This is a genomic window from Nostoc sp., assembly GCF_036917235.1.
GTDB lineage: Bacteria > Cyanobacteriota > Cyanobacteriia > Cyanobacteriales > Nostocaceae > Nostoc.
Window position 1 is genome coordinate 57,979 of the sequence record NZ_JBALDU010000111.1, and the last position, 26,904, is coordinate 84,882.

Below are 26,904 nucleotides of genomic sequence, written 5' to 3' on the forward strand. Positions count from 1 at the left end.
AAATTTATTTATATACTCCGGTAAACCTATAAGTTTATAGTATTACTCTACCTCAGAGAAATCATTTTGATGATTAACCAAATCTTTCGCCGCTTAATTCCCAAGTGGATATGGTTGATAAAATTCAGGAATATCCCATTTAACAACCAACATAAATTATTCTTTTCTTCTCCTTTGCCAACAGTGGGGGCTTTTGTTACAGGTCTTTGTCTAAGCTTGCTATTTGCTGCTTGTTCATCGACATCTATTGTTAATGTTCCTAATCCCACTGCCACATCTGTTAGCAATTCTGCTTCCAATGCAAAAGTAGTCAGATTTGGCTATCAAAAAACGACCGTTTTGCTGAGAGCTAAGGGTGTTTTAGAAAAGCGTTTAGCACCACAAGGTATTACTGTACAGTGGACTGAATTTCAAGCGGGGCCACAACTACTAGAAGCGATGAATGTGGGTAGTATTGACATTGGCCCTGTGGGAGAATCACCGCCAATATTTGCCCAAGCAGCGGGGACATCACTAACTTATGTTGTTGGTACTGTGGCTACTCCAGCTAGTTCCGCAATTCTTGTTCCTCAAAATTCGCAAATTCAAAAAGTTACTGACTTGAAGGGCAAAAAAGTTGCCTTTCAGAAAGGATCTAGTGCCCACTTATTGTTAGTTCAAGCTTTAGAAAAAGCTGGATTAAAATATACAGATATTGAACCTAAATATTTGGCTCCGGCTGATGCCCGTGCTGCATTTGTGAAAGGAAGTGTAGATGCCTGGGTAATTTGGGATCCATTCTATGCAGCAGCTCAAGAGGCAACTAAAGCCAGAGTCCTAATTGATGGCACAGGAATTAATAAACAGGGAGGATATTATTTGATGACTCGCAAATTTGTCACTGAAAATCCCCAAACTGTCAAGGCAATACTGGAGGAAATTCAAAATTTAGAAGAATGGTCTAAACAAAATCGAGAAGAAGTAGCAAAAACTCTCGCACCTGTGTTAGGAATTGATTTAGAAACGATGAAAAAAGCAACTAACAGGCGGACTTTTGGGATTGTACCAATTGACGACAATTTGATAAATCTACAACAAGGTGTTGCAGATACATATTATAAATTGAAGTTAATTCCCAAACAGGTAAATGTGAAGGATGCAATGTTGACAAAAGAAGAATATGCTGCTTTCTCACCAAAAACTTAAACTAGTACAATGAATCGGCTGTAGGGGCATAGAGATGTATGCACCTACAGATGAAATTGGTATTAGTAGCAAATTTGAAAATGTAAATTTTGGAATTGATTATGACTAATCCTACAGAACTACTGCGATCGCGCTACGGTGAAATTCCCTTCAACCCCGAAATTGCATGGAATGATTCTTTAACAGCACTACTATCTCACCGTTCAATTCGGTCTTATCTAGCCGATCCTTTACCACCGGGAACTCTGGAGTTGCTAATTGCAGCCGCCCAATCTGCATCTACTTCCTCGAATTTGCAAACCTGGAGTGTGGTAGCAGTCGAAGATCAACAGCGCAAAGAGGAGTTATCTAAGCTGGCAGGAAACCAAGCACATATTAAGCAGGTTCCTTTATTCTTGGTTTGGTTAGCAGATTTGGCGCGTCTTAGTCATGTTGCTGACAGTCGCGGCATATCTCATGACGCGCTGGAATATTTGGAAATGTTTGTGATGGCAACAATCGATGCAACGTTGGCGGCGCAAAATGCCGCAGTTGCAGCTGAGTCGCTTGGTTTAGGAACAGTATATATTGGCGGAATCCGCAACCGTCCGCAAGAGGTAGCGGAGATTTTAAATTTACCCTCCTCTGTGTATGCTGTATTTGGGCTGTGTGTAGGCTATCCAAATCCTGAAGTAGAAGCGGCGATTAAGCCAAGGTTGCCCCAGTCAGTTGTGCTGCATCGTGAAACCTATAAATTGGCAGAACAAGAAGAAGCGATCGCTCACTACAACGACATCATCAAAGAATTCTATACTGAACAAAAGATGAATGTTCCTGGTGATTGGTCAGAACACTCAGCCCAACGCATCGCCACTGTAGAATCATTGAGAGGACGCGATCGCTTGCGTGAAGCTCTCAATAACCTTGGCTTCAAATTGTTGTAAGTTAAGAAGAATCAAGATTATCGATTTGGCAACTTGGGAAACTTCGATGGGGAAACCGGAAAATCCAGTTCCCTCCCCAATGCATCGGGGAGGGTTAGGGTGGGGTAAAACCGATATTTATCAATGACTTCAGACTTATGTAAGCTAAAAATATTTTAATTTGCATCCTCAAAAAAATAAATCTCTTGTGGGGTGGGCATCTTGCCCGCCCTAATTGTGCAAACTAAATGCGCGACAGCTTATACATCGTAGCGGCAAGCGGGAAGGGCGCGATGACTGTGGGAATCATAACTAATTAGCCGGACTTGATATAAAAACTAACTTTGACTACTTTCATCATTTCTTCAATTGTTCTAAATAGACAGCAACCAGTATCATAATGCTGTTACATCTTTGTTAAGAATAGTTACAACTTCTTAACACAAGGAAATATTTCTGATGGAAGTCTCACTTGAAAAGAATGCACCACATCGGGTTGTTATCGTTGGTGGCGGCTTTGGTGGACTGTATACAGCAAAAGCTTTGAAGAAAGCAAATGTAAATGTTACTCTCATTGATAAACGTAACTTTCACCTATTTCAGCCGCTTTTATATCAAGTTGCCACAGGTACGCTATCACCTGCTGATATTTCTGCACCGTTGCGATCTGTATTCAGCAAAAGCAAGAATACAAAAGTGCTGTTGGGAGAAGTAAATGATATCGATCCAAAAGCGCAACAAGTTATTTTGGGTGATGAAGTAGTACCTTATGACACATTGATTGTCGCCACAGGTGCTAACCATTCCTATTTTGGTAAAGATAACTGGAAAGAATTTGCTCCTGGCTTGAAAACTGTTGAAGATGCAATAGAAATGCGTCGCCAGATATTTTCGGCATTTGAAGCGGCAGAAAAAGAAACCGATCCAGAAAAACGCCGTGCTTTGTTGACTTTTGTGATTGTTGGGGGTGGACCCACCGGTGTAGAATTATCCGGTGCGATCGCAGAATTAGCATACCAAACTCTCACAGAAGATTTCCGCAGCATCAACACCTCAGAAGCGAGTATTTTACTATTGCAAGGGGGCGATCGCATCCTCCCACACATTTCACCAGAATTATCGAAAGTAGCAGCAGAATCTTTGCAAAAGTTAGGTGTGGCTGTCTACACTAACACCAGAGTGACAAAGATTGAAGATAATATCGTTACTTTCAAGCAAGGCGATGAATTGACAGAAATTACCTCAAAAACTATCTTGTGGGCAGCTGGTGTTCAAGGTTCGCCGATGGGGAAAGCCCTAGCAAAAAATACAGATGTAGAGTGCGATCGCTCCGGACGTGTGATTGTAGAACCAGACTTGTCTATCAAGGGTTATAAAAACATTTTTGTAGTGGGAGATTTAAGCAACTTTTCCCATCAAAATGGTAAACCCTTACCTGGTGTTGCACCTGTAGCCAAACAACAAGGAGAGTATGTAGCTAAACTCATTAAACGCAGGCTTAAAGGTGAGACTTTGCCAGAATTTCGTTACAATGACGTGGGTACTTTGGCGATGATTGGGCAAAATTTAGCTGTTGTAGATTTAGGCTTAGTCAAACTCAAAGGTTTCATTGCTTGGCTCTTTTGGCTAGTAATTCACATCTACTTCTTAATCGAGTTTGACACTAAAATAGTAGTAGCAATTCAGTGGGGATGGAATTATATTACTCGTAATCGTCGCTCTAGATTGATTACAGGTCGAGATGGTTTTGTAGAAGGAAAAACTCTTAATAAGAGGGTGCAAGAGCCTTCTGGGACAGCTCTTTAACTTCAGGGTTCGCACCCGATATGACTCATATCGTGTCCTGCTAAAGACTTATCATTTAGACCGCAGGGGGCAGGGGAGCAGGGGAGCAGGGGAGCAGGGAAGCTAGTCGAAGTGAGGCAGGGGCTGTGTAGCAAACGCTATAAACCCTTTAAATTATTTACTGTCATAGCTGGCGATCGCAACAATCGTAGATAAAGGAACTTCCGCAAAATACTGTTGCTGAAATTGTTCTTCTCGGACAGCAGCTAAAAATCGTGCAACTGCTTCGTCAGCATGGTTTTCGGCACTATCGTTTGGATTCCAGGTAATTTGTAAAGAACGGTCTTGTCGTTGAACTGTGAACCCTAAGTATTTTAAAGCTTTGATGCCGACAAGTAAGGTTTGGTCGCTGATGCCAATTTTCTCTAAAAGTTGTCCGCGGGTAACTAGTTGATTTGTGCGACTGAGATATTTGGCAATTCCGACAAGAGTCAGCCAAATTTGATTAGGTGGTTGATGGTTAGGTTTAGACCAAGCGATCGCTAATTGTTGCTTATTCTCAAGCCCAGACGTAGAGCGGCTGATCGCTAAACATCGCCGCAACCACATACGTAAATCATCCCAATTCGTGGGACAATCTTGAATAATTAGTCCTGTTAGCGGATAGCTAAGGTTTAGCCCATGTTGAGTTGCTGAGTGTTCCTGATTCCGTAAGTCTAGGATGAAGGGTGAATGCTGAGTAGTGAGTGCTGAATTAGCAGAAGAACGGACAGCAATCAATCTGATTTCATAACGTTTTTTGAAGGTGTTGTAGTCTAGTTCTGCTATGCAATCACACCTTCCTATGGGCAATTCATCTTTATAGTGTCCCCACCATAAGCCAGGAAAAGCACTTCTGCTAGAATCATCCCGAATATCAAACTCAGCTTTAATGTACTGTACCTTTTTCCCTTGCCAATCCTGCTGATTACGATGCCAAGAATTTTCAAACCAGCAGTTTTGAATTAGCAATTTCGGAACAGGATTACCCATTCCACAAGGTTCTAGGAGTTTGAGTTCCAAAAATAACTCTTTCCCCAAGTCTGCAACTGTTACCGTCAAGTCTGCTTGTACAGTTGGCGTTAGAGTTGTACTACCCAAAGATTGCCGCAACTGCTGATTAATCGCCGCTGTAAATAAAGGAATATTCTCCACCAACAAACTCAAACCTGCTGCAAAGGGATGTCCCCCAAAGCGATGTAACAAATGTGCTTGCTCTTTCACCAGTTGGTATAAATCGACAGAATTCACCGAACGAGCGGAACCCCTTGCAAGCAGAGGGGCAGAGGGGCAAAGGGGCACAGAAGAAGAATTGCCCCCCTGCTCCCCTGCTCCCCTGCTCCCCTGCTCCCCTGCTCCCCCTGCTCCCCCTGCTCCCCCTGCTCCTTCCGTACTCAACAAAATCGTCGGGCGTCCTGTTTCTTGTGCTATCTGTCCGGCGACTAAGCCCAATACACCCGCAGGCCATTGGGCATCTTCTAGGACAATAACGCTGGTGGTTGATAAATCTAGTTGAGTAAGTTTTTGCGCCACTTGTGCTTGCACATCTTTTTGTAAAGATTTGCGGCGGGCGTTGGCGAGTTCTGTAACTTCGGCGAGTTCGTTACAACGTTTGACATCGCGACTAGTTAATAATTCCACGCAAAAACTAGCATCACCTTGAATGCGACTAACGGCGTTAATTCTTGGCCCCAAACCAAAGGAAATATCTGTGGGGCGATCGCCACTTTTCTGGCACAATTCTAATAATCTTCCTACCCCTGGACGCCGCCGCGCTGCTGCTGGCTGTTTAAAATCTTCTTGTAGTCGTTGAATTCCCATCTGTGCCAAGTAGCGACAATCCCCGCTTAACTGCACTAAGTCAGCAATTAATCCAACTGCAACTAAATCTAATAAATCCTCCAACGGATATTTAGCAACATTGGGCAAAGTTTGATACAGCGCTTCCACTAACTTATAAGCTACCGCCACCCCAGAAAGATTAAATAACTGATGTTCTTTTGGAAAATAGCGGGGATTGATAATTGCTGCGACAGGTGGGCGCTCGGCTGGTAAAGTGTGATGGTCTGTAACTATTACATCTATGCCTAGCTGTTTAGCGTAGATAATTTCTTCAACATTTGTACTACCTGTATCGCAAGTAACTATTAATTTGCAACCTTCTTTTGCTAAGTTATCAATCCCTTGATTATTAAGTCCGTGGGATTCTTTCAGGCGATTGGGAATGTAGTAAACTAACTGAGTATTTTGAGCGAAAAACTGCCCCAATCCATCCCAAAGTACCGATGTAGCAGTAATGCCATCGGCATCGAAGTCTCCCCAGATGGCAATCTTTTCTTTAGTATTATATGCTTGTTGCAAGCGTGCGATCGCTAGATGCATTTCTTGCCCAAACTCAAAGGGACTTGCTGGTTGATAAACTTTATAGTTGATAAAAGCTGTTAATTGTTGACGATGTTTAATACCTCGTTGCCACAACAACTGCGCTGCATACAGTCCATTTGATGCAGGTGTATACTGTTTCACTGCTTGGATAAACCATTCTGGTGGTTGTTCAGTTGCTGCTATAGTCCACTGCTGTTGTTCTGGCATACAAACAAAGTTAAGATTTAGAAGTTAAAACTCTTAAAATCACAGAATTAAAAATATCTCCAGCAAGTCAAGAAATTAAAATTATACGACTTAAATTTCATCGTACTATAGAACTTCTTCTTTTCTATTCCCTAGTATCTAATCTCTGCCTCCACATTAAATTCAGGAATCAAATCGAATTGCTATACCTGCGAAGGTTCAACAGAAGGGGGAATAATTTCAAGACCATATTTTGAAGCAGCAGCCAAAGCTTTTTCGATGTCTGCGGGATTAACGCGAGGTAATTGCGTCTTCTCTGAGACTGGCACACCTACTTCCATAAAAAACTTCTCTAACCCTGCTGGTGTGAACCAGCAAAGTAATTTTGCTGGCTTTGTACTGATATTTGTAAAGCTGTGGAGTTGACCTTTAGGAGAGTGAAGAAAGGTTCCAGGAATTGCTAAGATAATCTGGTCATCAAGCTGAAATTCCAATTCTCCCTCTTGAATATAAAAAGCTTCATCTTCGTGACTATGAATGTGTGGAGGTGTACCGTTTTGTGGTTGAACAGCGATCTCAATTAGAGCATAAGCTTGACCAGTTTCTTCACCTACCGCTTTAAAGGTATATAAATCTCCAAGCACCCAATATGAAGAACCTTGTCCTGGTTGCTGTAATATTCCTTGTAAATTGACTGTCATAGCGATTTTCTTGTGGGATGTTTTTTAGGAATTAGATAATTTTTTGCTCACTAGTACCGCAAGGCGGGAGTCAAAAATCAAAAGTTAAAAAAATTATATTCCGAGCTTCTTGCGCCATTTGAAATAGTATGTTTATTTACGCCATGCTGTACTAGCTAGATTAACGAAGAATTACTAATTCATAATTTATGCAGATTTTATCAAGTAATTTTACTATACTTTTCCTTATTTTGCGTGATTTTTAGTTAATTATTAACTACTCAACTTAGCAGCACCAAAAGTAGCATTGAACTTGCGACACCAGATAGCGGCAGATTTATAATCTGCTAAATTGATATTGTTAGGAATAGAATATGTTTGAGCGCCGCTATATTTTTTTAACGAGGCAAGAATGATATAATCTCCATTTTTTAAAGAATAACCTGGTGGCTTAGTTGAAGCAATTACATTATCTGAACGATGCAAAATTACGACTAAATCTGGACCTGATTCCGAGGTTTTAAACGATTCTCCAAGCTCTAGAAATGATTTACTATCTTTGGTAGTAATACTGACTGTTTCTTCAGTTGTCTGTTCTCCAGAAACAAAAGTACCTGACTTCTGAGATTGTACAGAAGGGGTTAAAGACTTTGCCGGAGTTGGAGATTTTGGAACAGATGTATTCACTGCGATCGCAACTTTTTTAGACTCATTAGTTGATACTTCTCGGACACAGCTAATCATGACAATGGAAGACAAAATTAGTATTAATAAACTTCTGATTTTCATAAACAACAATATAGGTTTTAAATTGAGATTTGAATGAATTATTGCTTATATAATTAGTCTAAAAATTATGGATATCTAAGGATTAATCTCTAAAAAGCTGAGATTTTGTTTAGAAAGTTCTTATGGATTTCTCAGCAAAACCTAAACTTTTTGTGAGCCTTTAAGTATAAAAAAATACAGCTAAATCATCAAAAACGTAACAGACTGAAGTCAACCAAGCATAATTTTCTAAAATTATTTAACTTTACTGACAATGATACCGCTTATTTTTACTTATTTAATTCTTGTATAATTTTAAATTTAGTTAAGTAAAATTTCATAATTTTGTTGTATACAAATAGCAGATATCTCTAGTAGAATCTTTCTATCAACTTAGAGTGTTCCAAAAAATAAATGAGCCAAAACCCGTCATTGCGTTCGCGTAGCGTCTCGTAGAGAGCAAAGCGAAGCAATCGCAAAGACTGGGATTGCTTCGCTTCGCTCGCAATGACAATTGGGTATTTTTTTACTTGGAGTACTCTTACACTTAACGATTAAAATCGCCGCTACCCAAATCAAACTTGCGGGAACAGGCTTCAAAATCCATGCAATAGGCATCCATGAGCAAAACCAGTGATGACGAAATATTGTTGCACAAGCAAACTTGGCATCGTGAGCGGCAAATAATAGCACGTTTATCTTCTTTGAACTATCGAACTGGCGAACTGGGTAGCTATTTGCACAACATTGCTTGCGGAGTCAGCGAACTCATTGGAGTTGATTGGACAGTTGTTACCTTTTGCCAAGAGGGGTTTGAAACTGTTCTAGCTAGTAGCCTTGAAATGGGCGAAGGCGAACATATTTATTCACTACATGGTTTACTAACTGGTACTGTTATCAAAATGGGTCAATCATTAGCAGTAAAAGATGCTCAAAAACACCCAGAGTATGGACAGGCTCCAGAAGGTTATTGTGCATATTTAGGGATACCATTGCGGACTGCTGAAAGTGAAGTGATTGGTACTATCTGTTCTTTTAATCGTCTAGCACGTGATTTTACAAAAGAAGACATCCAAGTTGTAGAATTGTTTGCTGAACGAGCTGCAACAGCAATTGACAACTATCATCTCTATCAACAACAGTGCAAATTTAATCATATTCTAGAAGCTGAGGTAGAAAAACGTACCGCAGAATTACAAGCAGCCCAAGCCAAGCTTTTAGAGCAGGAAAGACTAGCAGCAATTGGTGAATTTGCCGCTATGATTGTGCATGAAATTCGTAATCCCTTGACTACAATGATTATGGGATTGAAATATTTCCGAAAAACCATTTTAACTGAATCTGCTCAAGAACGATTAGCGTTGGCACTGAGCGAAGCTAGTCGTTTAGAACGTCTATTAAGTGAAATTTTGCTCTACGCCAAGCCTCAAGTGTTGCAACTTTCTGAATTGAATGTGAATGAATTTATTCATGAGTTGCTTATATGCATTCGTGAAATGCCAGAAGCTGTAGAACGTCAAATTGAATTTATTCCGGCATCGCCTAATGTAAAAATTTTAGGCGATAAGGACAAACTTAAACAAGTATTTATCAACATTGTTCGCAATGCTTGCGAAGCAGTTGCAGGGGAAGATATCATTAAATTGAAAGTAGATTGTTCCGATACAGATAAAGTTTGCATTAATGTCCATAATAGCGGTAAGCCAATTCCATTGGAAGTTATCACCAAACTTTTTCAGCCATTCTTCTCTACAAAAGCTTGTGGCACTGGGCTAGGACTTGCTATTAGTAAACGCATCGTCAATGCTCATAATGGAGAACTGTTAATCTCTTCTGACTTCTTGACAGGAACTACTGTGAGTGTTCAATTACCTGTAGTTATTAAATGAAATTTTGATTGATATAAACACCAGTTTTTGGCAATGATAATATTTTTTACTTTTGTTTTTATTTGCAACTTATGAGCTAAATCACACTAGTAACCTAAGCACCGAAATAAAATTCTATGTGTGCATAAAATATTACATATAAAATGATGGAATTACTTCAACTAATGTTGGTGTTAGGTACAGTAGTTGGTGTTACAGATGGGAACACAATTTTGGTTAAAGATAATGCAGGACAAACAACTATAGTCAAGTTAGCGTGTATTAATGCACCAGAGGCAACTGACAAGCGCTATGGTTTAGCAGCAACACAAAGGCTAAAACAGCTATTACCACCTCAAACTCCTGTCGTGATTAGAAGCACAGAACAACTTAAAAGTGGTCGTCCAGCGGGTGAAGTGTTTGTAGATAATCGGTCAGTAAATCTACTTTTGGTAGAGTCAGGTAATGCCGTCGTTGACCAAGAATCTTTACAAAATTGCTATGAGAGCAAAACCCAATTTTTAATTGCAGAAGCTAATGCTAAAAATAAGCATTTGGGTTTGTGGCAACAATCAAAATTACAATTGAAGTTACATACCAAGTAAGCACTGACATTATCAGTTATAATAAGCGGAAGCAATTTTAAAAGAATACAGTTGAGAATGAGCAACAAAACCCTCATGTAGAGACGCGATAAATCGCGTCTTGAAAGACCAATTATCTACACCAATAACCCTTAACTGAATCGTATTAAATTTTAGGATTGCTGCACTTATTTGATTATTGCATTTTTAATATCACCAATCAACTCATTAATCCTTGATTGAGTAGTGTTCCAAGAACACATAAAACGTACTCCTCCCACACCAATAAATGTATAAAACTGCCAGTTTTTGGCTTTTAAGCTGTGAATGACTTCTTCAGGTAATTTCACAAATACGGCGTTGGCTTCTCTAGGAAACATCAAGTCAACGCCTTCTATGTTTAATAGTTGATTTTCTAAGTATTCAGCACATTGATTGGCGTGTCTGGCATTTTTTAGCCAAGCACCAGTTTCTAATAAACCCAACCAAGGAGCCGAAATAAATCGCATTTTTGAAGCTAGCTGGCCTGCTTGCTTGCACCGATAATCAAAATCTTCTGCTAGCGCTTTATTGAAGAAAAGAATAGCTTCACCTAATGCCATTCCATTCTTGGTACCACAAAAACACAATACATCCACTCCACTTTTCCAAGTAATTTCAGCAGGGCTTTTATTCATAGCGGCAACTGCATTTGCAAAACGAGCGCCATCCATGTGAATCTTTAAGTTATATTTGTTTGCAACTTCTTTAATACTTAAAAGTTCTTCAATAGAATATAAAGTTCCTAATTCAGTTGATTGTGTAATGCTAATAACTTTAGGTTTGGGATAATGAATGTCAGTACGTTTAGTAACAATCGACTCTATAGACTCTGATGTTAATTTGCCATTTTTACCGTGAGCAAGTAGCAGTTTAGAGCCATTAGATGCAAATTCAGGTGCGCCACATTCATCTGTTTCTATGTGAGATGTCTCATGGCAAATGACGCTGTGATATGACTGGCAAAGAGCAGCTAAAGACAGAGAATTTGCAGCTGTGCCGTTAAAGGTAAAAAATACTTCGCAATCAATTTCAAAGAGTTCCCGAAAATAATCTGCTGCTTTTTGAGTCCATTCATCATTTCCATAAGCTGGAACACTACCTTGATTTGCCCTAATCATATATTCCAGTGCTTCAGGACAAATACCAGAGGAATTATCACTTGCAAACTGCTCTAATTGGCTACTCATAATTTCTACTTTGATTTTTAACAGTATTTTTTACAATACTAGTAAATAATTTTTGACTTTGCCAATTCTCAGATTGGCGGATAATACTATCAAACTCTACAATTATCTAAGAATTGTGATTAGCCATACTTAATCATTTATAAAAAACAGATTTTTGGCTTACATAAAAATTTGGAAGTCTGAAATTTTTGATTTTTACAACTTAAACCTGATTTTTATATCTTGTATCAACCTACTTAATTAGCTTTTTTTGCTGTAAGTTTTCTCTGAATTAGTTATAACCTTAAGTAGTATAGTAATACTATTAAATGAGTTTGCTTATGTCTACAGAAAACTGGAATCTTATTTTCACATCACTGAGATGTTTAATTACTACGGTGTCTTCGTCAACCTTGGTTTGAGCGTATTTATAAGACGTTAAACATCGCAAATAACTAAATATTGTGCTAAAAAAATAAAGTTTGCTAATCAGAATGCTAATTATGTACTTATAATATACTATACAATAATAATTTCCTACTAATAAGTATGAAATCATTATTGGGCATATTTGTCCATTGTTAGTTCTCAGTGGTCATTTGTTTATTTTCTACTGACTAATGACCAATGACCAGTGACCAATGACTAATAACTAATGACTGAACCATTGATTGAACTGAAAGGTGTTTCTAAGTCCTTTGGTAGCCATAAAGTTCTAGATAATGTAGACTTGACCGTTTACCGGGGAGAAGCACTGGGAATTATTGGGCCATCAGGGACTGGGAAATCAACTATCTTACGAGTAATAGCGGGGTTACTTAGTCCTGATGAAGGAGAAATTTATGTGCAAGGAGTGCGGCGAGAGGGTTTGATTGAGGATGGCGGCCAGCAGGTTGGCATTGGTATGGTATTTCAGCAGGCGGCGCTATTTGATTCGCTGACAGTAGAGGAGAATGTGGGATTTTTACTTTATCAAAATTCAAAGCTGTCGCGATCGCGCATCCGAGATTTGGTAAACGAAAAATTGGAGATGGTAGGTTTGCCAGAAATAGGCCACCTCTATCCGGCCGAACTTTCCGGGGGAATGCGCAAACGGGTGAGTTTTGCCCGTGCGATTATGTCTAACCCTGATAATCCCAGTGAAGGGCCAGAAGTTCTACTATACGACGAACCAACAGCCGGACTCGATCCCATTGCCTCGACAGTCATCGAAGATTTAATCCGCCACTTGCAATGTTTACATGGAGTTTGTAGTACTTATGCCGTTGTTACCCACCAGGACAGCACTATCCGCCGTACATCTGATAGACTTATATTTCTCTATGAAGGTAAAGTGCAGTGGCAAGGTACAGTTAGTGAAATATACAACACAGAACATCCCTTGATCAGACAATTTATCAGTGGAAGTGTTAAAGGCCCGATTAAAGTTGCCGGTTAGAAACTTAAAAGCCAGGAGTAAAAAGTTAAATTTGACTACTAACTCCTAACTTTTAACACCTAATTGGTTATTGGTTGTTGGTGGAGGCAAAAAAATGCGAGGTCTTATGACAAGCCGCTTCGCGTCTGGGCGAACATTTAGAGAAGGTTCTGTGGGGTTATTACTCCTGCTAGGACTAGGGGTATTTGGATTACTCTTTCTGTGGTTAAATAGATTCACCGCTGCTGGCCGTTCATACAAAATTATTGTAGAATTTGCTAACGCTGGCGGAATGCAAAAGGGAGCAGCAGTTCGCTATCGTGGCGTTAAGGTAGGAACTATTTCCCATGTTCGACCAGGCCCAAATGCCATTGATGTAGAGATTGAAATTGCCCAAACTGACCTCATTATTCCCCGTAATGTAGTAGTGGAAGCTAATCAAAGCGGATTAATTAGCGAAAGTATTATCGACATCACACCAAAAGCAACCTTGCCTACTGGGGTTGTGCTTGCTAAACCCCTAGATAAAAGTTGTGATACCAGTCTCATAGTCTGTAATGGCTCGCGGTTAAAAGGTCAGGTTGGTATCAGTGTCGATCAACTAATTCGTAGTTCAACTGAGCTAGCTGGTGCATACAACGATCCAAAATTTTATAGAAATGTCAATAGGGTTTTAGAAACTACCACAGGCGCAGCATCCAGTTTTAGTGAGCTAAGTCAGGATTTACAAGGTTTGACCAAAAGCTTACAAGTACAACTTAATACCTTTTCAGCCACGGCTAATTCAGTGCAACGGGCGACAAACCAACTTAATACATCCGCAAATCAAACAGTCAATAAATTCGGTGCAACTGCAACTCAAGCAAATCGGTTGCTGAATAACCTGGATAATTTGTTGACAACAAATCGTTCGACGCTGGTTGGTGCGTTGAATAATATCACCGAAACCAGCAACCAATTGCGTGTTACAGTCAGTAGCTTATCACCGTCTGTCAATCGATTGACTCAAGGAGAATTACTCAACAATTTAGAAACGCTTTCAGCAAATGCCGCCCAAGCCTCAGCTAATTTACGCGATGCTTCTAAAACCTTAAACGATCCAAAAAATGCGGTGTTGCTGCAACAAACTTTAGATTCAGCACGAGTAACCTTTGAAAATACCCAAAAAATTACATCTGATTTAGATGAATTGACAGGCGATCCTAATTTCCGTAAAAATCTGCGGCAATTGGTGAATGGTTTGAGTGGTTTAGTATCTTCTACACAACAGATGCAGCAACAAGTGCAGGTGGCTACTACTCTAGATTCGGTAAAAGCTGCTGTGAGCAAACCAAAGAATCTAATTTCTACCCCAGCACCAACCCAACAGGCGATGTTTAATGACAAGTCGCTACCAGTCTACGTAAATAATCCCTCAGCAGCTAATTTTGCAAGTACCGACACCGACCTTCAACCAAGTCCCAGTCCGTCTATCCCGAACTTATCCCAAGAAAACCTTTTGAAGCAGCTGCGCGAGTATGGCAAGCAACGGGAGCAACTGGAGACGGAGAAAGAGGCTATACAGGTAGACCCTTCAGCTTCGCTCACTGTTGACCCTGAGCAAAGCCAAACTGTTGAAAATTTTAAGTAAGATATTTTACTGTCAGGTGAATGTGTTGAAGCTCATCGACACCACTCGGTATAACCTTGAAAGGTGTCGATTGTTTGCATAGTAGAGTTTTCAGGCTGCAAAACCCATTGCTTAGTCATACAGCAGATTTCAAGTTGGCGAGGTACACAAGCTAAATCTGTCACCCAGATATAAAGCGTGTTTTATATCATGTCCACTTGATTGCTTATTAAACCCGAAGAACCCCACCCCGCCAAAGCTACGCTTTGTCTCCCCTCCCCGCTCTTCGGGAGCAGGGTGGTTTCATACAAGCAGAGAAAAACTAAAACCGGGTTTCAAAGCCTCTCGACCTTTCGGGGAGAGGTTTGGAGAGGGGTAAAAAACCATACCGCAAAACGAGAAATCAAGACTTAATGTATTTTTCTTTTTTCGTATGAAACTACTCTGCCTCCCTGCTCTTCGGGCTACGGTGTACACACAAGTCTTCTAGAGTTGCGCCAGAGCCTTTTGATCCCCCCAACCCCCCTTAAAAAGGCAGGGCTGTTTCATTCCCTAAAAGGCGCTGATTTACAAGCGTTTCAAGCAAAAAAATCAAGTGACTAAAAAATTTGATTGGGCAAGAAAATGGCGTTCACACTTAAATTTACTGGTTGAGGTGGTAGTTTTTATTTCTCCCACTCAAGCAAATTTCTGACTCATACTCTTGACAAAATCCTTAAGAGATCGAATGAAACAGCCCTGCTTAAAAAGGGGGGCAAAAACCTCTCAAAGTCCTCCTTTTTAAGGGGGATTTAGGAGGATCTATAGGATTTTGGTTTTGTACAGAGATGTGTGTACACCGTAGGCTCTTCGGGAGGGGCTGGGGGTGGGGTGTAATTACTGTGGTTAGCATAACTAATTATGCGGACATGATATTACTCCAATATGCTTGGGTTAAAGGTTATTGGTGTAGATAATTGGTCTTTCAAGACGCGATAAATCGCGTCTCTACATCTGGGTTTTGTTGCTCATTCTGGACTGTGTTGTGTTTTACTCCTGAATTCTGAATTGTGAATTCTGAATTCTGCTGTATCTTCCAAAACTCAAATAAGTTTGCTCCCATTAATGACAGCAGCCGCTTTTAAGAACGAATTAACATTGGGTCATAAATTTGAGACTCTTGAACCCCATAATTACACAGAATAGACCTAGCTATATCTTGCTCATTATCTGTGCCACTAACGATAACTATGTAATTGCCTTGCTCTATTTGCTCATTATAAAAGCGTGCCCACTCATCTGCTATTCCTAACCTCATAGCGTCAAAGCGTTCACTTAAATTAATGCCTGTTAACCCAACCAATTGAGAAAAGTCTTTGCAAATTAAGGAAATCTGGTTTACTGAAAAACCTGCGATACACATATTTTTAATTGCCGCTTCAGCATTATCTATGCTATTAAAGCAACTAACACTATATTTAGACATCATCCCACTTTTATTAGGAATTGCAGTAGCAGAAGTCGTTGTGGTCAGAGAATTTGTAGTTTCAGATTCACTGTTGAAATGCTCGTAAATGCCAAACTCTTCAATACCCCAACGCTGTAGTATTTCTTGTACTTTAGCAATTTCAAAAGATGTACAATCCACGATTATTAAATAGTGTCCATCCTCTACTCGCTCGTTATATGCTTTAGCTTGCTCTGACGACATTCCCCAACCAACTAATGCACCAGCAAAAGTCCCAGTGGCAGCACCAATACTTGCTCCAACAAGGGTTGTAACTAAAGCAGTTGCCGCTGCCCCAGCCAGCATTATTGGGCCAACTCCAGGGATTGCTAAAGTCCCAAGACCCACTAATAAACCAGTTAACCCACCAACAGCTCCCCCTGAAAGTCCTCCTACTGTTGCACCTTCGTCAGCTTTATCACCAGTGTCCTCTTTCACTTCATTACCGGCAATCTCATGATTACGATCTGAATTTTGCACAACTACAGATACTTTCTCCATCGCCAAGCCAGAATCTCTCAACTCATGTATTGCCTGCTCTGCATCTATCCGATGAGTAAATACGCCTACAGCACGTTGATATTGACTTAAAACCATAATTACTCCTTGGTCGCAGGGGAAAGATTAATCACTGACAAAGTTGATTCTTCAGTACTTGTTATATTAAATACGAGTTGGTTCAATTCAAAACTATCCTTAGTAATAAAATACATTCTCTCGCTCATGAGGTAGGCAATAATACCCTCAAGGGTGCAAGTCAAAAAGTGAATACACCAAGACGGAAAGATCCCTAACTGATACGGAATTATTATTAGTGAGTGACACGGGACAACCTCAATTAAATGTGTATGTCCAACGCAGACATAACGACATTCCCCTGTGTTGATATCCCAAATCCTTAGAGCTTGGTCATGGAATGCAAATTACGTGTTTGAAATTTCGCTTCTGTCCTGACTGTGGTTTTCCCTATAAGGAGTCCGAGAATTCTGTGTGATTTGATGGACAACCTGTTTAATAAAACCTTCCTAAAGGCTGACTGAGGAAGGGCTGTATCTTTTTTTAGTGCCATTCGTCTAAACTCATCTCGTTCTGGAAACGAGGTAGCGATCGCAAGGTTTATTTTAATATTCCAAAAACTATTAGACTATTTATTTATCACTAAACAAGTAAGTAAAAATACTCCCTTATGATTAGCCATTTCCCGGTAGATTATAAAAGAAAAACATGGTGTACAATTCACAGTGACATCTGAATTAAGCAAAGGCACAGAATTAGCGATGCCTACGGCGGGCTTTGCCAACGCGATTCCAGGGCTGAGTCAGGAGTTAGGAATGGAAAAGAATAACTAATTCCAATCCTGTTCATCTTTCTTGCCACGGCTTTTGTAAATTCCACCCAAATCGTGAATTTGACGAGTTTTCTCAAAAAGCTCGGCTTCGGTCAAACCCCACTGTTGCAAGACTTTATCTAGGTCTTTTTGGATGTCTCTCGCCCCTGGAAACCCTTGATAGCGCATTCGCAGTCTAGCCAATTCTGCTAAATTATAGTCTGTCGCCTCTTGAGCGAGTAAAATATCAATAAGGGGGCGATCGCGGTTATAAAGCGGATGTTGTTGATCTTTACCAGCCGTTGCTTCAGTCATTGTCAGTCCTGAGTTTAGAGTGCTAAGTCCTGAATTTTAAGTTTAGCTGACAGTGGAAAACAGAACAGACAAAAAAAAATTGTCAAATACCGAAATCTTAACTGTCAACTTTGCAACTCTTGACTTTCCCCGTACTCCACTCAGCACTCCTAGTAGACGGCAAGTACACCTGATGTCTTACGGCTCTCACCACTGCCACTTAACTTTAAATAAAGTTACATTGTTCTTAAGAAAATACAAAAAACTTTAGATGAGGGTGAATTTTATCTCACCCAAAGTCCAAGCAGCGAGGGAGCAATAACCCATTATGTTTGAACACTTCACTTCCGAAGCCATTAGAGTAATTATGTTAGCTCAGGAGGAAGCACGTCGCCTGGGACATAACTTCGTAGGAACTGAGCAAATTCTCCTGGGTTTGATGGGAGAAGGAACTGGGGTTGCTGCTAAAGTGCTAGCTGAATTAGGCGTTACCCTCAAAGATGCACGTCGCGAGGTAGAAAAAATTATTGGTAGGGGTTCTGGCTTTGTACCACCAGAAATTCCTTTTACTCCTAAAGTAAAAAGCCTCTTCGAGCAATCGTTTAAAGAAGCTCATAGTTTGGGACAGAATTACATTAACACTGAACACTTACTCTTAGGATTAACCGAGGCTGGTGAAGGTGTTGCCGCCAAAGTACTGCAAAATCTAGGGGTTGACTTCAAGAGTGTCCGCAGTGCCATCGTTCGCCGTTTAGGTGAAAATTCACCAGCTTTCGCTGGTAGTAGTGGTAGTCAAAAGCGCACCCAACCGCTAACGATGGAAGAGTACGGCAGAAATTTGACCAAATTAGCCCAAGAAGGTAGACTCGACCCCGTAGTTGGTCGCCAAAAGGAAATTGAGCGGGCGATTCAAATTCTCGGTCGCCGGACTAAGAATAACCCGGTGTTGATTGGAGAACCAGGAGTTGGCAAAACTGCGATCGCAGAAGGTCTAGCTCAACGGATTGTCAACCAGGATGTTCCTGAAAGTTTGCAAGACAAGCAAGTTATCAGCCTCGATATGGGGTCATTGGTAGCTGGAACTCGCTTCCGTGGCGATTTTGAAGAACGCATCAAAAAAGTTGTGGAAGAAGTCCGCACTGTGGGCAATATCATCTTGGTGATTGATGAGATTCACACCTTGGTCGGCGCTGGTGGTACAGAAGGTGGCTTGGATGCAGCCAACATCCTCAAACCTGCCTTAGCGCGGGGTGAACTCCAGTGTATCGGCGCAACTACCTTGGATGAATATCGCAAGCATATTGAGCGTGATGCTGCCCTAGAGCGTCGTTTCCAACCGATTAAGGTTGGAGAACCATCGGTAGAGGAAACCGTACAAATTCTCTACGGCTTGCGCGGTGCTTATGAACAACACCACAAAGTGACAATTTTGGATGCAGCACTTGTGGCAGCCGCAGAATTATCAGACCGCTATATTAGCGATCGCTTCTTGCCCGATAAGGCAATTGACTTGATTGATGAAGCTGGTTCTCGCGTTCGTCTGCGGAACTCCCAAAGTTCTCCCAATAAAGAACTTAAGCGTGAACTCGCTGGCGTTACCAAAGAAAAAGAAGCAGCAGTCAGAGTCCAAGATTTTGACAAAGCTACAGAACTGCGCGACCAAGAATTAAAACTCGCAGAACAACTGCAAGCAACGTTTACACCAAATGAGCAACCTGTCAACTCGACTGTAGTTGACGAAGAAGACATTGCCCAAATCGTTGCCTCTTGGACTGGCGTACCAGTTAATAAGCTAACTGAATCTGAGTCAGAGTTGCTCCTGCACCTAGAAGACACTCTGCATCAGCGGCTCATCGGGCAAGAGCAAGCAGTTACGGCTGTCTCTCGCGGTATCCGTCGCGCCCGTGTCGGCTTAAAAAATCCCAATCGTCCCATTGCGAGCTTTATCTTCTCTGGCCCCACTGGAGTTGGTAAAACAGAATTGGCGAAGGCATTAGCTGCCTACTTCTTCGGTGCGGAAGATTCGATGATTCGGCTAGATATGTCCGAATACATGGAAAGCCACACCGTCGCCAAGCTGATTGGTTCGCCTCCTGGTTACGTGGGATACGACGAAGGCGGACAACTTACAGAAGCCGTGCGGCGGAAACCCTACTCAGTGCTGCTATTCGACGAAATCGAAAAAGCGCACCCCGATGTATTCAATATGTTGCTGCAACTCTTGGATGACGGTCATCTTACCGATGCCAAAGGTCGGAAAGTGGACTTCAAGAATACGCTGATCATTTTGACTTCTAACATCGGTTCCAAGGTGATTGAAAAAGGTGGTAGCGGTTTAGGCTTTGACTTCGACACTCAAGCCGACGCTAGTTATAACCGCATCCGCACCTTGGTAAATGAGGAATTGAAAGCTTACTTCCGTCCTGAGTTCCTTAACCGTCTTGATGAGATTATCGTCTTCACCCAGCTTTCCAAGGATGAAGTTAAGCAAATCGCCGAAATTATGCTTCGCGATGTTGCTAGCCGCTTGACAGAAAAGGGAATTATCTTAGAAGTTAGCGATCGCTTCAAAGAGCTTGTGGTACAAGAAGGTTATAACCCCAGCTACGGCGCTAGGCCGTTACGTCGGGCAATTATGCGCCTCCTAGAAGATTCTCTCGCCGAAGCAATGCTGTCTGGTGAAATTACAGATGGAGACACAGCCCTTATCGATGTTGATGATGACTCTCAAGTGAGAGTACAAAAATCAGAAAAACGAGAATTGCTCTTGGCAAATGTTGGTTAATTTTATACCCGATCGCTTTTTACTGTAATATTTGAGAAACACTCCAGCCTCTTGCTTAGAGCAGAGGCACAAACAGGGTCATCTCAGACAAACATCAAGTGAAATGGTATTATTTCTCACCCCTAGTAGAAATGCTAGGGGTTTTTTTATGCGATTTATTTTGAGTGGGTAATACCCATCTATCCACAGTAGCAAGGGGAGGATTGAGGAGGGATATTATCGCGGACATGAAATAACTTACGGTCTTTTTATAGTCTTCTCGGTTGACTTATGGCTTCTGACTCCTGCCCAAACAGTAAGTGGCTGCCCAACTTGCTTATACAGTAAGCTTTCCATAATTACACCATTATTGTTAGCGGTGAGAGTTTTATTCGGCTGACGCAGAGACTCATAAAAGCCGTTGTACCAGCCTTCTTGAGACTTAAGGTTGGCTTGAACGAAATCAAATAACTGGCGGGTATAAGTAGTGTTATAAAGTACATGCCAGCCGATCGCAGCTTTGGCACTGAGAAATCGTAAATCGTTGTGCTGTTCTCTGGTATCTGCGATGGTTGCCCAAGGTTGTCCGTTGACAAATAGGCTGCTGTAAACAAAGTATGGCGGGCGATCTAAGTTATCTTCGGTGACGGCGGTTAATTGTTTTGTGGCTTCATAACGCGCTGCTTGGGCAGCTAAAATCCGATCGGCATAAGCTTTAGGCAAAGCTTGAAACCCAGTTTCAATCCCATCTAAGATATAGGGTTCGCTAAGAACGTAATTATTGGCTCCAGAGTTTTTATAGTCCCGTTTGTCGTAAGGAATTCCTTGTCCATAAAGATCGACAAAGGCAGTATGAGACTGATAATCTAAAGCTTTATTAACATCCAAACCCCAAAGCTTCAGACCATAAGCAGCATAATTCTCATAGCCCAAGCGACCTTCTTGATTGTATTGTTCTTTGCCTTTGATGACAGCAGTACCGTACATTTGGCCGTTTGTGGTCAGACGCTTGACTTGCCAATGTTTCCAAACTGCTGCTGTTTGCGATCGCATTTCTGGATACTTGGCCTCGACAATCTTCAGCCAGATTGCCATTCTTCCCAAATCAATGGCTGACCAACCAATTTCTTCCCGTTTTTCTAGTTGACCATAATTAACAGGTACGAGTGTTTTTGCATTGTAAACTTTGTTGGGTAGTTCTCCTTTATACAAAGGTATTGATGCCAGTGTATTCAACATTTTGCTCATTTTGGCTTCAAATTCAGCCACAGGGACGATATTCAGTTCTTTACCACTGACTAAAGCTGCGATCGCTGCTGCCTGATCCCACATACTTACAGCCGCAAAGCCATCAACGGAATTTACCAAGCCAGTTTCATCGTTCCAGTTGCGCTGGAAGTATGACCAAGCTTGACGAGCTGTTGTCATTTCTTCTGGGGTCAGTTTTCCAACACCAGGAGCAACGTATGGAATTATAGCTACTGTTAATTGATTCTTAGGAATCGGTTGACCTGGCAAAACTACGGATTTAGCATCAAGGCTGGCAATTATTTCAGCTTGATTTGCACTAGAGATAGGGGGTTGGGTTTTCTCTGGTTGGGAAGCAGTTGGGGATGTTGATATTTCAGGTTTTTTTATAGAAGTATTGGAAAGTTGCTTAGACCAACCATTTAAAAGTGCGATCGCGATCGCAGCGGTAACGACTCCTCCTACAGTAGCTAGTATGGACAAGCTCTTAGGTGGTGGTTGAAAGTCAGAACTCATACTGATTAAAGCCTTATTTTGTAAGTCAGGGTTATTTGCGTAGTTTCACTAAATACATTCTTCCCAACTTTGAAATCTAACTAACACCCAGAAGTCCACCTGACCACTACAATAAAATAGTCACGCACCCGATCTCTGGAGTTCTAGCAGTGGGCTTATTTGATGATTTGAGTCGGTTTCTAGAAAACCGTTTAGAAGAATTCTTGCGTAACAATCCACATTTGGAGTTAGAGGCGCTGCTAGAACAGCTGCGTGAGCAAGAAGAAGATACATTAAAGCTAATCGCAGATTTAAAATTACAAGAGAAGCGATCGCAAGAAGAAATTCTCTCCACCGCTCAAGAAATTCAGCGTTGGCATATCCGCATTCAAAAAGCCAAGAACGCCAATAGAGAGGATTTGGCGGCAGCGGCGGGTGAGCGAGAAGCAGCCCTATTGCGCGAAGGAAATCAGCGCTGGGGACACATGCAAGGGCTGAAAGAACGCATTAACCAATCTCAAGAACTACTGCAAAAAATTCAGCAACGGCGACAAGAGGTGCAAGCTAAAGCCGCCGAAGCACAGACAGCGCGTGCGAAAGCGCAAACCCAGCAGCGTTCGGAAAGCATTGGTTGGTCGAATCAGACTAGCAATTATTCTGGTGGGTTTGATGACTTAGAAGAGAAGTTCCGTAGCTGGGAAACTCAGGATGAGTTAGAACAAATGAAACGGAATATGCAAAAGTAGCGCGTATTGGCTAAAATACGCCGAAGTAACAAATGCGATCACTGAAATAACAAATGCGATCGCCGAAATAACAAATGCGTAGGCGCAGCCAGCCGTAGGCATCGCCAGAAATAGCTTAGAGGATGTTTGAAAAGTCCTTAGGGGGGATCTAAAGTGCCTAAAGTCACAGCGAAACACTTTTCAAACAACCTCTTACTCACTTGGTTTTTCGCGTCAGTTTTACCCCAATACGGTTCAATTAAGCTCTACTGGCAAAAATTTTGGGTTTTCGAGACGCGATAAATCGCCGTCTCTACAAGTGTTTTGGTCTTATCTGAACTGTATTAAGTTTTACCCCACCCTAACCCTCCCCTTGAAAAGGCTACGGTGTATACACAAGTCTTATCTGCAAGGGTTTCAAGCTTTCTAGAGCCAATAAATTGTCATTACGAGCGGAGCGAAGTAATCGCATAACCCTCTTTTGTCAGAGTGGGAGAACCCAATCGCCCAATCGCTTACAGGGCTTTAATTTCCACTTTTTGTCTATAAATTTTAGTTTCTGTTAGAAAATAAAGCCTCAAACCTAGATTAAATCAAAGTCTCAGAATTTAGCTTCGATTATTGTTTTCCAAGAGTGACAAAACAGGGATAATCTCGTAGTTTTTGCGATTGCTTTGTCGTTCCTCCTCTCTACGAGACGCTACGCGAACGCAATGACAGGCTTCTAAGCGTGTAGTTTGTAAATCCTAATCTAAATTAAGTGGGACTATTTTCTTCAACCACCAAACATTACTTCCAATTGCATAGCAACTGAGGGAACATGGCAATAAAAATTACATTAGACCTCTTGCATAAGTCGAATAGACCCCCCTTAATCCCCCCGATATATTGGGGGGAAACTTGAAATCTTGCGCCCTCCCCAATACATACGGGGAGGGGTGATTCAAAGATTTTTGCAAGAGGTCTATTCAGTTAAAAATCGAAGGTTGTACGAAGCACACCCACATACTGCGTATCATTTCTGCTGTCGTTTTCTGGGTTGAGAATCACCCAAAAACCAGGAGTCACTGAAATGTTGTCATTCAGGCGGTAGCGATAAAATGCTTCGATATGATAAGCATTGTCTCGGTCTTGACGGACATCACTGTTAGAGACATGGGGTGGTATACCAAAGAGAATTCCTGGCAGATTGCCTCTACCACCCACATCGGGAAACGACACACCAATTGCCCCAAACCAAACATTGGCATTGTCACCATTGTTCACAAATAGAGAATCTGTTCCACCCCTACCATTAGAAATATCACTCAAACCAGAACTCTTGGCATTTGCCCAAATATATCCACCCCAAGCGTGGACTTGGAAATTCGGGGAGAAGCGATAGTATCCCTGTGTGCCGACAATATCGTTGGAAGTAGCAATGTTGTTGCCAAAGGGAGCGTTTGACAGAACGCTACCCGTCCCCGCTGAGATATCGGGTACTCCAGCAGGGGTATAGCCATGAGAGTAAGCAACACCGATCGCTCCTTGCTTACCATAATAGGCTAAGTGCGCCAGGGCGTTGTAGCCGCCATCAAACAAGCCGTTGCTTCCCGATGGCACATTGGGACTGTTTGCTAAATAGCCCAAGGTGAGAACCAAGTCTTTGGTGATGTTCCAGTTAGCGGCTGCACCACCACCACCTCGCCGGAATAAGGGACTGTATGACCCAAAAAGTGAGGGAACCCCATTACCATCATCAGCAATTGTGGGGGGAGTGACAGTGGTTGTAATGTCGGTGTAACCAATGCCTGTAGGCCCAACAACGAAGTTAAGGGATTCACTGACTGGGAAGTAGTAACGGATGTGGGGGACAAAAAGTGTATCGTTGCTGTCATAATCAAAGTTCAGGCGTGTCATTCCTGTGCCTGTGGCTGCGGCAATTTGGCTTGCACCATTAGCATTCGCAAAGTTACCAAATTCTAGCCGGACTCGCAATAAATCTTTGCCAGTGAAACTGCTTTCAAAGTTGAGACGACCCCGATTTGAAAAGTAGAGATTGGATTCATCATCTTCACCACCGACTCTATCGCCAAAGGTATCACTAATGGCGGTAATAATTTGAGCATTCAACCTAGTAGTAGTAGAAAACTGCTGCGCCTCCAATGTTGCTGTATGTGCCTCTACGGTATCTACTCGTCCACGCAAAGTTGTCAGTTCTGCGGCAAAGTCTTGCTGCAACTTTTGCAGCACTGCCAAATCTTGCTTATTAACTAAATCGCTAGTAGCTGTAGAAATTAACTCATTAATCCTATCCAAACAAGCATTTAAACCTGCGGCAAACTCATAACGGGTTAAGGCACGGTTTCCGCGATAGGTGGAATTGGGATAACCTGCAATACAGCCGTAGCGTTCCACCAACGATTGCAATGCACCAAATGCCCAATCGGTTGGTTGTACATCAGAAAACTGGGAAACAGAAGTGACTTGTCCCTGCAAACTCCTATTAGCATCTGCTGCATTCGGATCGTCTTCTGGAGGTGCTGCCCAAACTGCTGGAATTGCCAAAAATAAGAGAAAAAAGCTATAAAAAAGAGTTTTGATCATTGGTTTATTAGTTGAAAATGGTTTAAATCTGACTTTGTAACGAAAGAGTACAAGAACCCCACCCCCAACCCCCTCCCCGCAAGCGAGGAGGGGGATAAGATGTACCTTGTATGATTAGGAAACGCTATATGAGCTAATCTACATATTTTGATTTGAGGTTTTAGGTCACTTAAAGGAACGCTATGAGTTTTTGCTCATTGCTGCTTTTAATAGCCGCTTCTATAATTCGCATTACATTAATTCCGTCTTCGGCGGTAACAGCAATTGGCTGATTATCAACAATAGATTTATACACGGCATCGTAATAGCCTAAATAGCTCCCCTGTGAACTTTTGACTTTTTCTCGAATTACTTTTGCGTCTTTTTCTGTATGCAGGAAGCCATATTCACTTTCCGGCTCTGTATACCAATCAAGTGTGTTGGGCTTCATACCTGCCACTAAATACTCTTCTTGTTTATCGGCTCTGCTTTTAAGAAAAGAACCCTTCGTGCCATGTATGATATAGGCTGGCGCAGGTTCACGCACAAGGAAGCTTGCTTTTAATTTGACGCGCAGTTTGTCGTAGTATAGTATCAACTCAAAATAATCATCTACCTGCGATCGCACTCTTGTGATACAAATGTCTGCAAAAATAGCATCAGGCATTCCAAATAGATGCAAAGCTTGGTCTATTAAGTGTGGCCCTAAATTATTTAATGTTCCTGCCCCCGGACTTGGAGCTTCTACGTGTTGTTTATGGCTGAGGGTTGGTTTGTATTTTTGAAACTGAAATTCTGCTTCAATAATATCACCTAATAAGCCTTCTTGGACAATTTTTTTGACTGTTTTAAAATCACTATCCCACCTCCGATTTTGATATACAGATAATTTTTTGCCCTGTTTTTGCGCCAATTCTTTCAGGTTTTCTGCTTCTGCTACCGTTGTGGTAAATGCTTTTTCTACCACTACATGTTTATCTGCAAGCAATGCCTGTTTAGCATAATCGTAATGGGTATAAGTGGGTGTATTTACTACCACTAATATTACTCGCTCGTCTGCTAGCAATGCTTCCAAAGAAGGATAGCTTTTGACATCAGGATAATGTTCTTGTATCAGCTTTTTGCTTCTTTCCCAAGAACCGGCTAATTTAAATCCGGGATGCAAATCAATAAACGGCGCATGAAATACCATGCCGGATAAACCAGAAGAACAAAGAGCCGTATTGATAGTTTCCATCTTTTTCGTGATTGACTGAAGCGAGAGTTTGTATTTAGTTGTTGTCTGATGTTTGTTTCCTGGATATACGATCGCAGAAGAGAGTAAGGGGAGATAAAATACCTCTCCTCCTCTACAAATTACGTAAAGCCTGCGGCATAGCTTTGC

Annotated in this window: 18 protein-coding genes; 9 read left to right on the plus strand and 9 right to left on the minus strand. The window is 41.5% G+C overall.

Annotated features, from left to right (window positions below; translation table 11 throughout):
- Positions 1-69 precede the first annotated feature (69 nt).
- The 3 genes from V7K44_RS31775 to V7K44_RS31785 all read left to right on the plus strand — a co-directional run bounded on the left by V7K44_RS31775 (position 70) and on the right by V7K44_RS31785 (position 3,893).
- Positions 70-1,185, plus strand: coding sequence for a sulfonate ABC transporter substrate-binding protein (locus V7K44_RS31775; protein ID WP_334937854.1), 1,116 nt, complete (start codon positions 70-72; stop codon positions 1,183-1,185).
- Positions 1,186-1,286: 101 nt separating this feature from the next.
- Positions 1,287-2,108, plus strand: coding sequence for an NADPH-dependent oxidoreductase (locus V7K44_RS31780; protein WP_334937856.1), 822 nt, complete (start codon positions 1,287-1,289; stop codon positions 2,106-2,108).
- Between the two features lie 438 nt (positions 2,109-2,546).
- Positions 2,547-3,893, plus strand: a complete 1,347-nt coding sequence (locus V7K44_RS31785) for an NAD(P)/FAD-dependent oxidoreductase (protein WP_334937858.1) — start codon at positions 2,547-2,549, stop codon at positions 3,891-3,893.
- A 153-nt stretch (positions 3,894-4,046) separates the two neighbouring features.
- On the opposite strand, the gene V7K44_RS31790 is transcribed toward V7K44_RS31785, so the two are convergent.
- From V7K44_RS31790 to V7K44_RS31800, 3 genes are all read right to left on the minus strand, one after another.
- Entirely contained in the window at positions 4,047-6,503 is a 2,457-nt protein-coding gene (locus V7K44_RS31790; protein WP_334937860.1) for a single-stranded-DNA-specific exonuclease RecJ, read from the minus strand.
- A gap of 182 nt (positions 6,504-6,685) precedes the next feature.
- Entirely contained in the window at positions 6,686-7,183 is a 498-nt protein-coding gene (locus tag V7K44_RS31795) for a quercetin 2,3-dioxygenase (protein WP_334937862.1), read from the minus strand.
- Between the two features lie 252 nt (positions 7,184-7,435).
- The gene (locus tag V7K44_RS31800) at positions 7,436-7,951 is read right to left on the minus strand and encodes a DM13 domain-containing protein (RefSeq protein ID WP_334937864.1); all 516 of its coding nucleotides are present in this window, start codon (positions 7,949-7,951) and stop codon (positions 7,436-7,438) included.
- 599 nt (positions 7,952-8,550) lie between these two features.
- Here V7K44_RS31800 and V7K44_RS31805 point away from each other — a divergent pair.
- Together V7K44_RS31805 and V7K44_RS31810 are read left to right on the plus strand one after the other, a co-directional pair.
- A complete protein-coding gene (locus V7K44_RS31805; protein ID WP_334937866.1) occupies positions 8,551-9,819 on the plus strand; it encodes a GAF domain-containing sensor histidine kinase in 1,269 nt (422 codons plus the stop codon).
- Positions 9,820-9,962: 143 nt separating this feature from the next.
- A complete protein-coding gene (locus V7K44_RS31810) occupies positions 9,963-10,403 on the plus strand; it encodes a thermonuclease family protein (protein WP_334937868.1) in 441 nt (146 codons plus the stop codon).
- 167 nt (positions 10,404-10,570) lie between these two features.
- Here V7K44_RS31810 and V7K44_RS31815 read toward each other — a convergent pair whose 3' ends face one another.
- A complete protein-coding gene (locus tag V7K44_RS31815) occupies positions 10,571-11,611 on the minus strand; it encodes a threonine aldolase family protein (protein ID WP_334937870.1) in 1,041 nt (346 codons plus the stop codon).
- 634 nt (positions 11,612-12,245) lie between these two features.
- Between V7K44_RS31815 and V7K44_RS31820 the strand changes: the two genes are divergently transcribed.
- Together V7K44_RS31820 and V7K44_RS31825 are read left to right on the plus strand one after the other, a co-directional pair.
- On the plus strand, positions 12,246-13,028 hold the full coding sequence (locus V7K44_RS31820; RefSeq protein ID WP_334937872.1) for an ABC transporter ATP-binding protein: 783 nt from the start codon (positions 12,246-12,248) through the stop codon (positions 13,026-13,028).
- A 94-nt stretch (positions 13,029-13,122) separates the two neighbouring features.
- On the plus strand, positions 13,123-14,637 hold the full coding sequence (locus V7K44_RS31825) for an MlaD family protein (RefSeq protein ID WP_334937874.1): 1,515 nt from the start codon (positions 13,123-13,125) through the stop codon (positions 14,635-14,637).
- A gap of 1,099 nt (positions 14,638-15,736) precedes the next feature.
- Here V7K44_RS31825 and V7K44_RS31830 read toward each other — a convergent pair.
- A complete protein-coding gene (locus tag V7K44_RS31830) occupies positions 15,737-16,699 on the minus strand; it encodes a general stress protein (RefSeq protein WP_334937876.1) in 963 nt (320 codons plus the stop codon).
- 748 nt (positions 16,700-17,447) lie between these two features.
- Positions 17,448-17,744 (minus strand): DUF3288 family protein, encoded by a 297-nt coding sequence (locus tag V7K44_RS31835; protein ID WP_094353136.1) that lies wholly within the window; start codon positions 17,742-17,744, stop codon positions 17,448-17,450.
- 307 nt (positions 17,745-18,051) lie between these two features.
- On the opposite strand from V7K44_RS31835, the gene V7K44_RS31840 reads away from it, so the two are divergent.
- Positions 18,052-20,508, plus strand: a complete 2,457-nt coding sequence (locus V7K44_RS31840; RefSeq protein WP_334937878.1) for an ATP-dependent Clp protease ATP-binding subunit — start codon at positions 18,052-18,054, stop codon at positions 20,506-20,508.
- Positions 20,509-20,745: 237 nt separating this feature from the next.
- Here V7K44_RS31840 and V7K44_RS31845 read toward each other — a convergent pair whose 3' ends face one another.
- Entirely contained in the window at positions 20,746-22,251 is a 1,506-nt protein-coding gene (locus tag V7K44_RS31845) for a DUF3131 domain-containing protein (protein ID WP_334937880.1), read from the minus strand.
- Between the two features lie 149 nt (positions 22,252-22,400).
- Between V7K44_RS31845 and V7K44_RS31850 the strand changes: the two genes are divergently transcribed.
- Complete coding sequence (locus tag V7K44_RS31850) at positions 22,401-22,976, plus strand: TIGR04376 family protein (protein WP_334937882.1); 576 nt, start codon at positions 22,401-22,403, stop codon at positions 22,974-22,976.
- Between the two features lie 951 nt (positions 22,977-23,927).
- On the opposite strand, the gene V7K44_RS31855 is transcribed toward V7K44_RS31850, so the two are convergent.
- Positions 23,928-25,541: an iron uptake porin gene (locus V7K44_RS31855; protein WP_334937884.1), complete on the minus strand. Its 1,614-nt coding sequence runs from the start codon at positions 25,539-25,541 to the stop codon at positions 23,928-23,930.
- 169 nt (positions 25,542-25,710) lie between these two features.
- On the minus strand, positions 25,711-26,757 hold the full coding sequence (locus V7K44_RS31860) for a Gfo/Idh/MocA family oxidoreductase (protein ID WP_334937886.1): 1,047 nt from the start codon (positions 26,755-26,757) through the stop codon (positions 25,711-25,713).
- Positions 26,758-26,904: the final 147 nt, after the last annotated feature.

Excerpts from the sequence above, each read along its gene's own strand:
- V7K44_RS31855 (WP_334937884.1), bottom strand. The coding sequence starts at position 25,541 with ATGATCAAAACTCTTTTTTATAGCTTTTTTCTCTTATTTTTGGCAATT.
- V7K44_RS31810 (WP_334937868.1), top strand. The coding sequence starts at position 9,963 with ATGATGGAATTACTTCAACTAATGTTGGTGTTAGGTACAGTAGTTGGT.
- V7K44_RS31840 (WP_334937878.1), top strand. The coding sequence starts at position 18,052 with ATGTTTGAACACTTCACTTCCGAAGCCATTAGAGTAATTATGTTAGCT.
- V7K44_RS31795 (WP_334937862.1), bottom strand. The coding sequence starts at position 7,183 with ATGACAGTCAATTTACAAGGAATATTACAGCAACCAGGACAAGGTTCT.
- V7K44_RS31830 (WP_334937876.1), bottom strand. The coding sequence starts at position 16,699 with ATGGTTTTAAGTCAATATCAACGTGCTGTAGGCGTATTTACTCATCGG.
- V7K44_RS31790 (WP_334937860.1), bottom strand. The coding sequence starts at position 6,503 with ATGCCAGAACAACAGCAGTGGACTATAGCAGCAACTGAACAACCACCA.
- V7K44_RS31845 (WP_334937880.1), bottom strand. The coding sequence starts at position 22,251 with ATGAGTTCTGACTTTCAACCACCACCTAAGAGCTTGTCCATACTAGCT.
- V7K44_RS31805 (WP_334937866.1), top strand. The coding sequence starts at position 8,551 with ATGAGCAAAACCAGTGATGACGAAATATTGTTGCACAAGCAAACTTGG.
- V7K44_RS31835 (WP_094353136.1), bottom strand. The coding sequence starts at position 17,744 with ATGACTGAAGCAACGGCTGGTAAAGATCAACAACATCCGCTTTATAAC.
- V7K44_RS31825 (WP_334937874.1), top strand. The coding sequence starts at position 13,123 with ATGCGAGGTCTTATGACAAGCCGCTTCGCGTCTGGGCGAACATTTAGA.
- V7K44_RS31785 (WP_334937858.1), top strand. The coding sequence starts at position 2,547 with ATGGAAGTCTCACTTGAAAAGAATGCACCACATCGGGTTGTTATCGTT.
- V7K44_RS31860 (WP_334937886.1), bottom strand. The coding sequence starts at position 26,757 with ATGGAAACTATCAATACGGCTCTTTGTTCTTCTGGTTTATCCGGCATG.
- V7K44_RS31820 (WP_334937872.1), top strand. The coding sequence starts at position 12,246 with ATGACTGAACCATTGATTGAACTGAAAGGTGTTTCTAAGTCCTTTGGT.
- V7K44_RS31800 (WP_334937864.1), bottom strand. The coding sequence starts at position 7,951 with ATGAAAATCAGAAGTTTATTAATACTAATTTTGTCTTCCATTGTCATG.
- V7K44_RS31775 (WP_334937854.1), top strand. The coding sequence starts at position 70 with ATGATTAACCAAATCTTTCGCCGCTTAATTCCCAAGTGGATATGGTTG.
- V7K44_RS31815 (WP_334937870.1), bottom strand. The coding sequence starts at position 11,611 with ATGAGTAGCCAATTAGAGCAGTTTGCAAGTGATAATTCCTCTGGTATT.
- V7K44_RS31780 (WP_334937856.1), top strand. The coding sequence starts at position 1,287 with ATGACTAATCCTACAGAACTACTGCGATCGCGCTACGGTGAAATTCCC.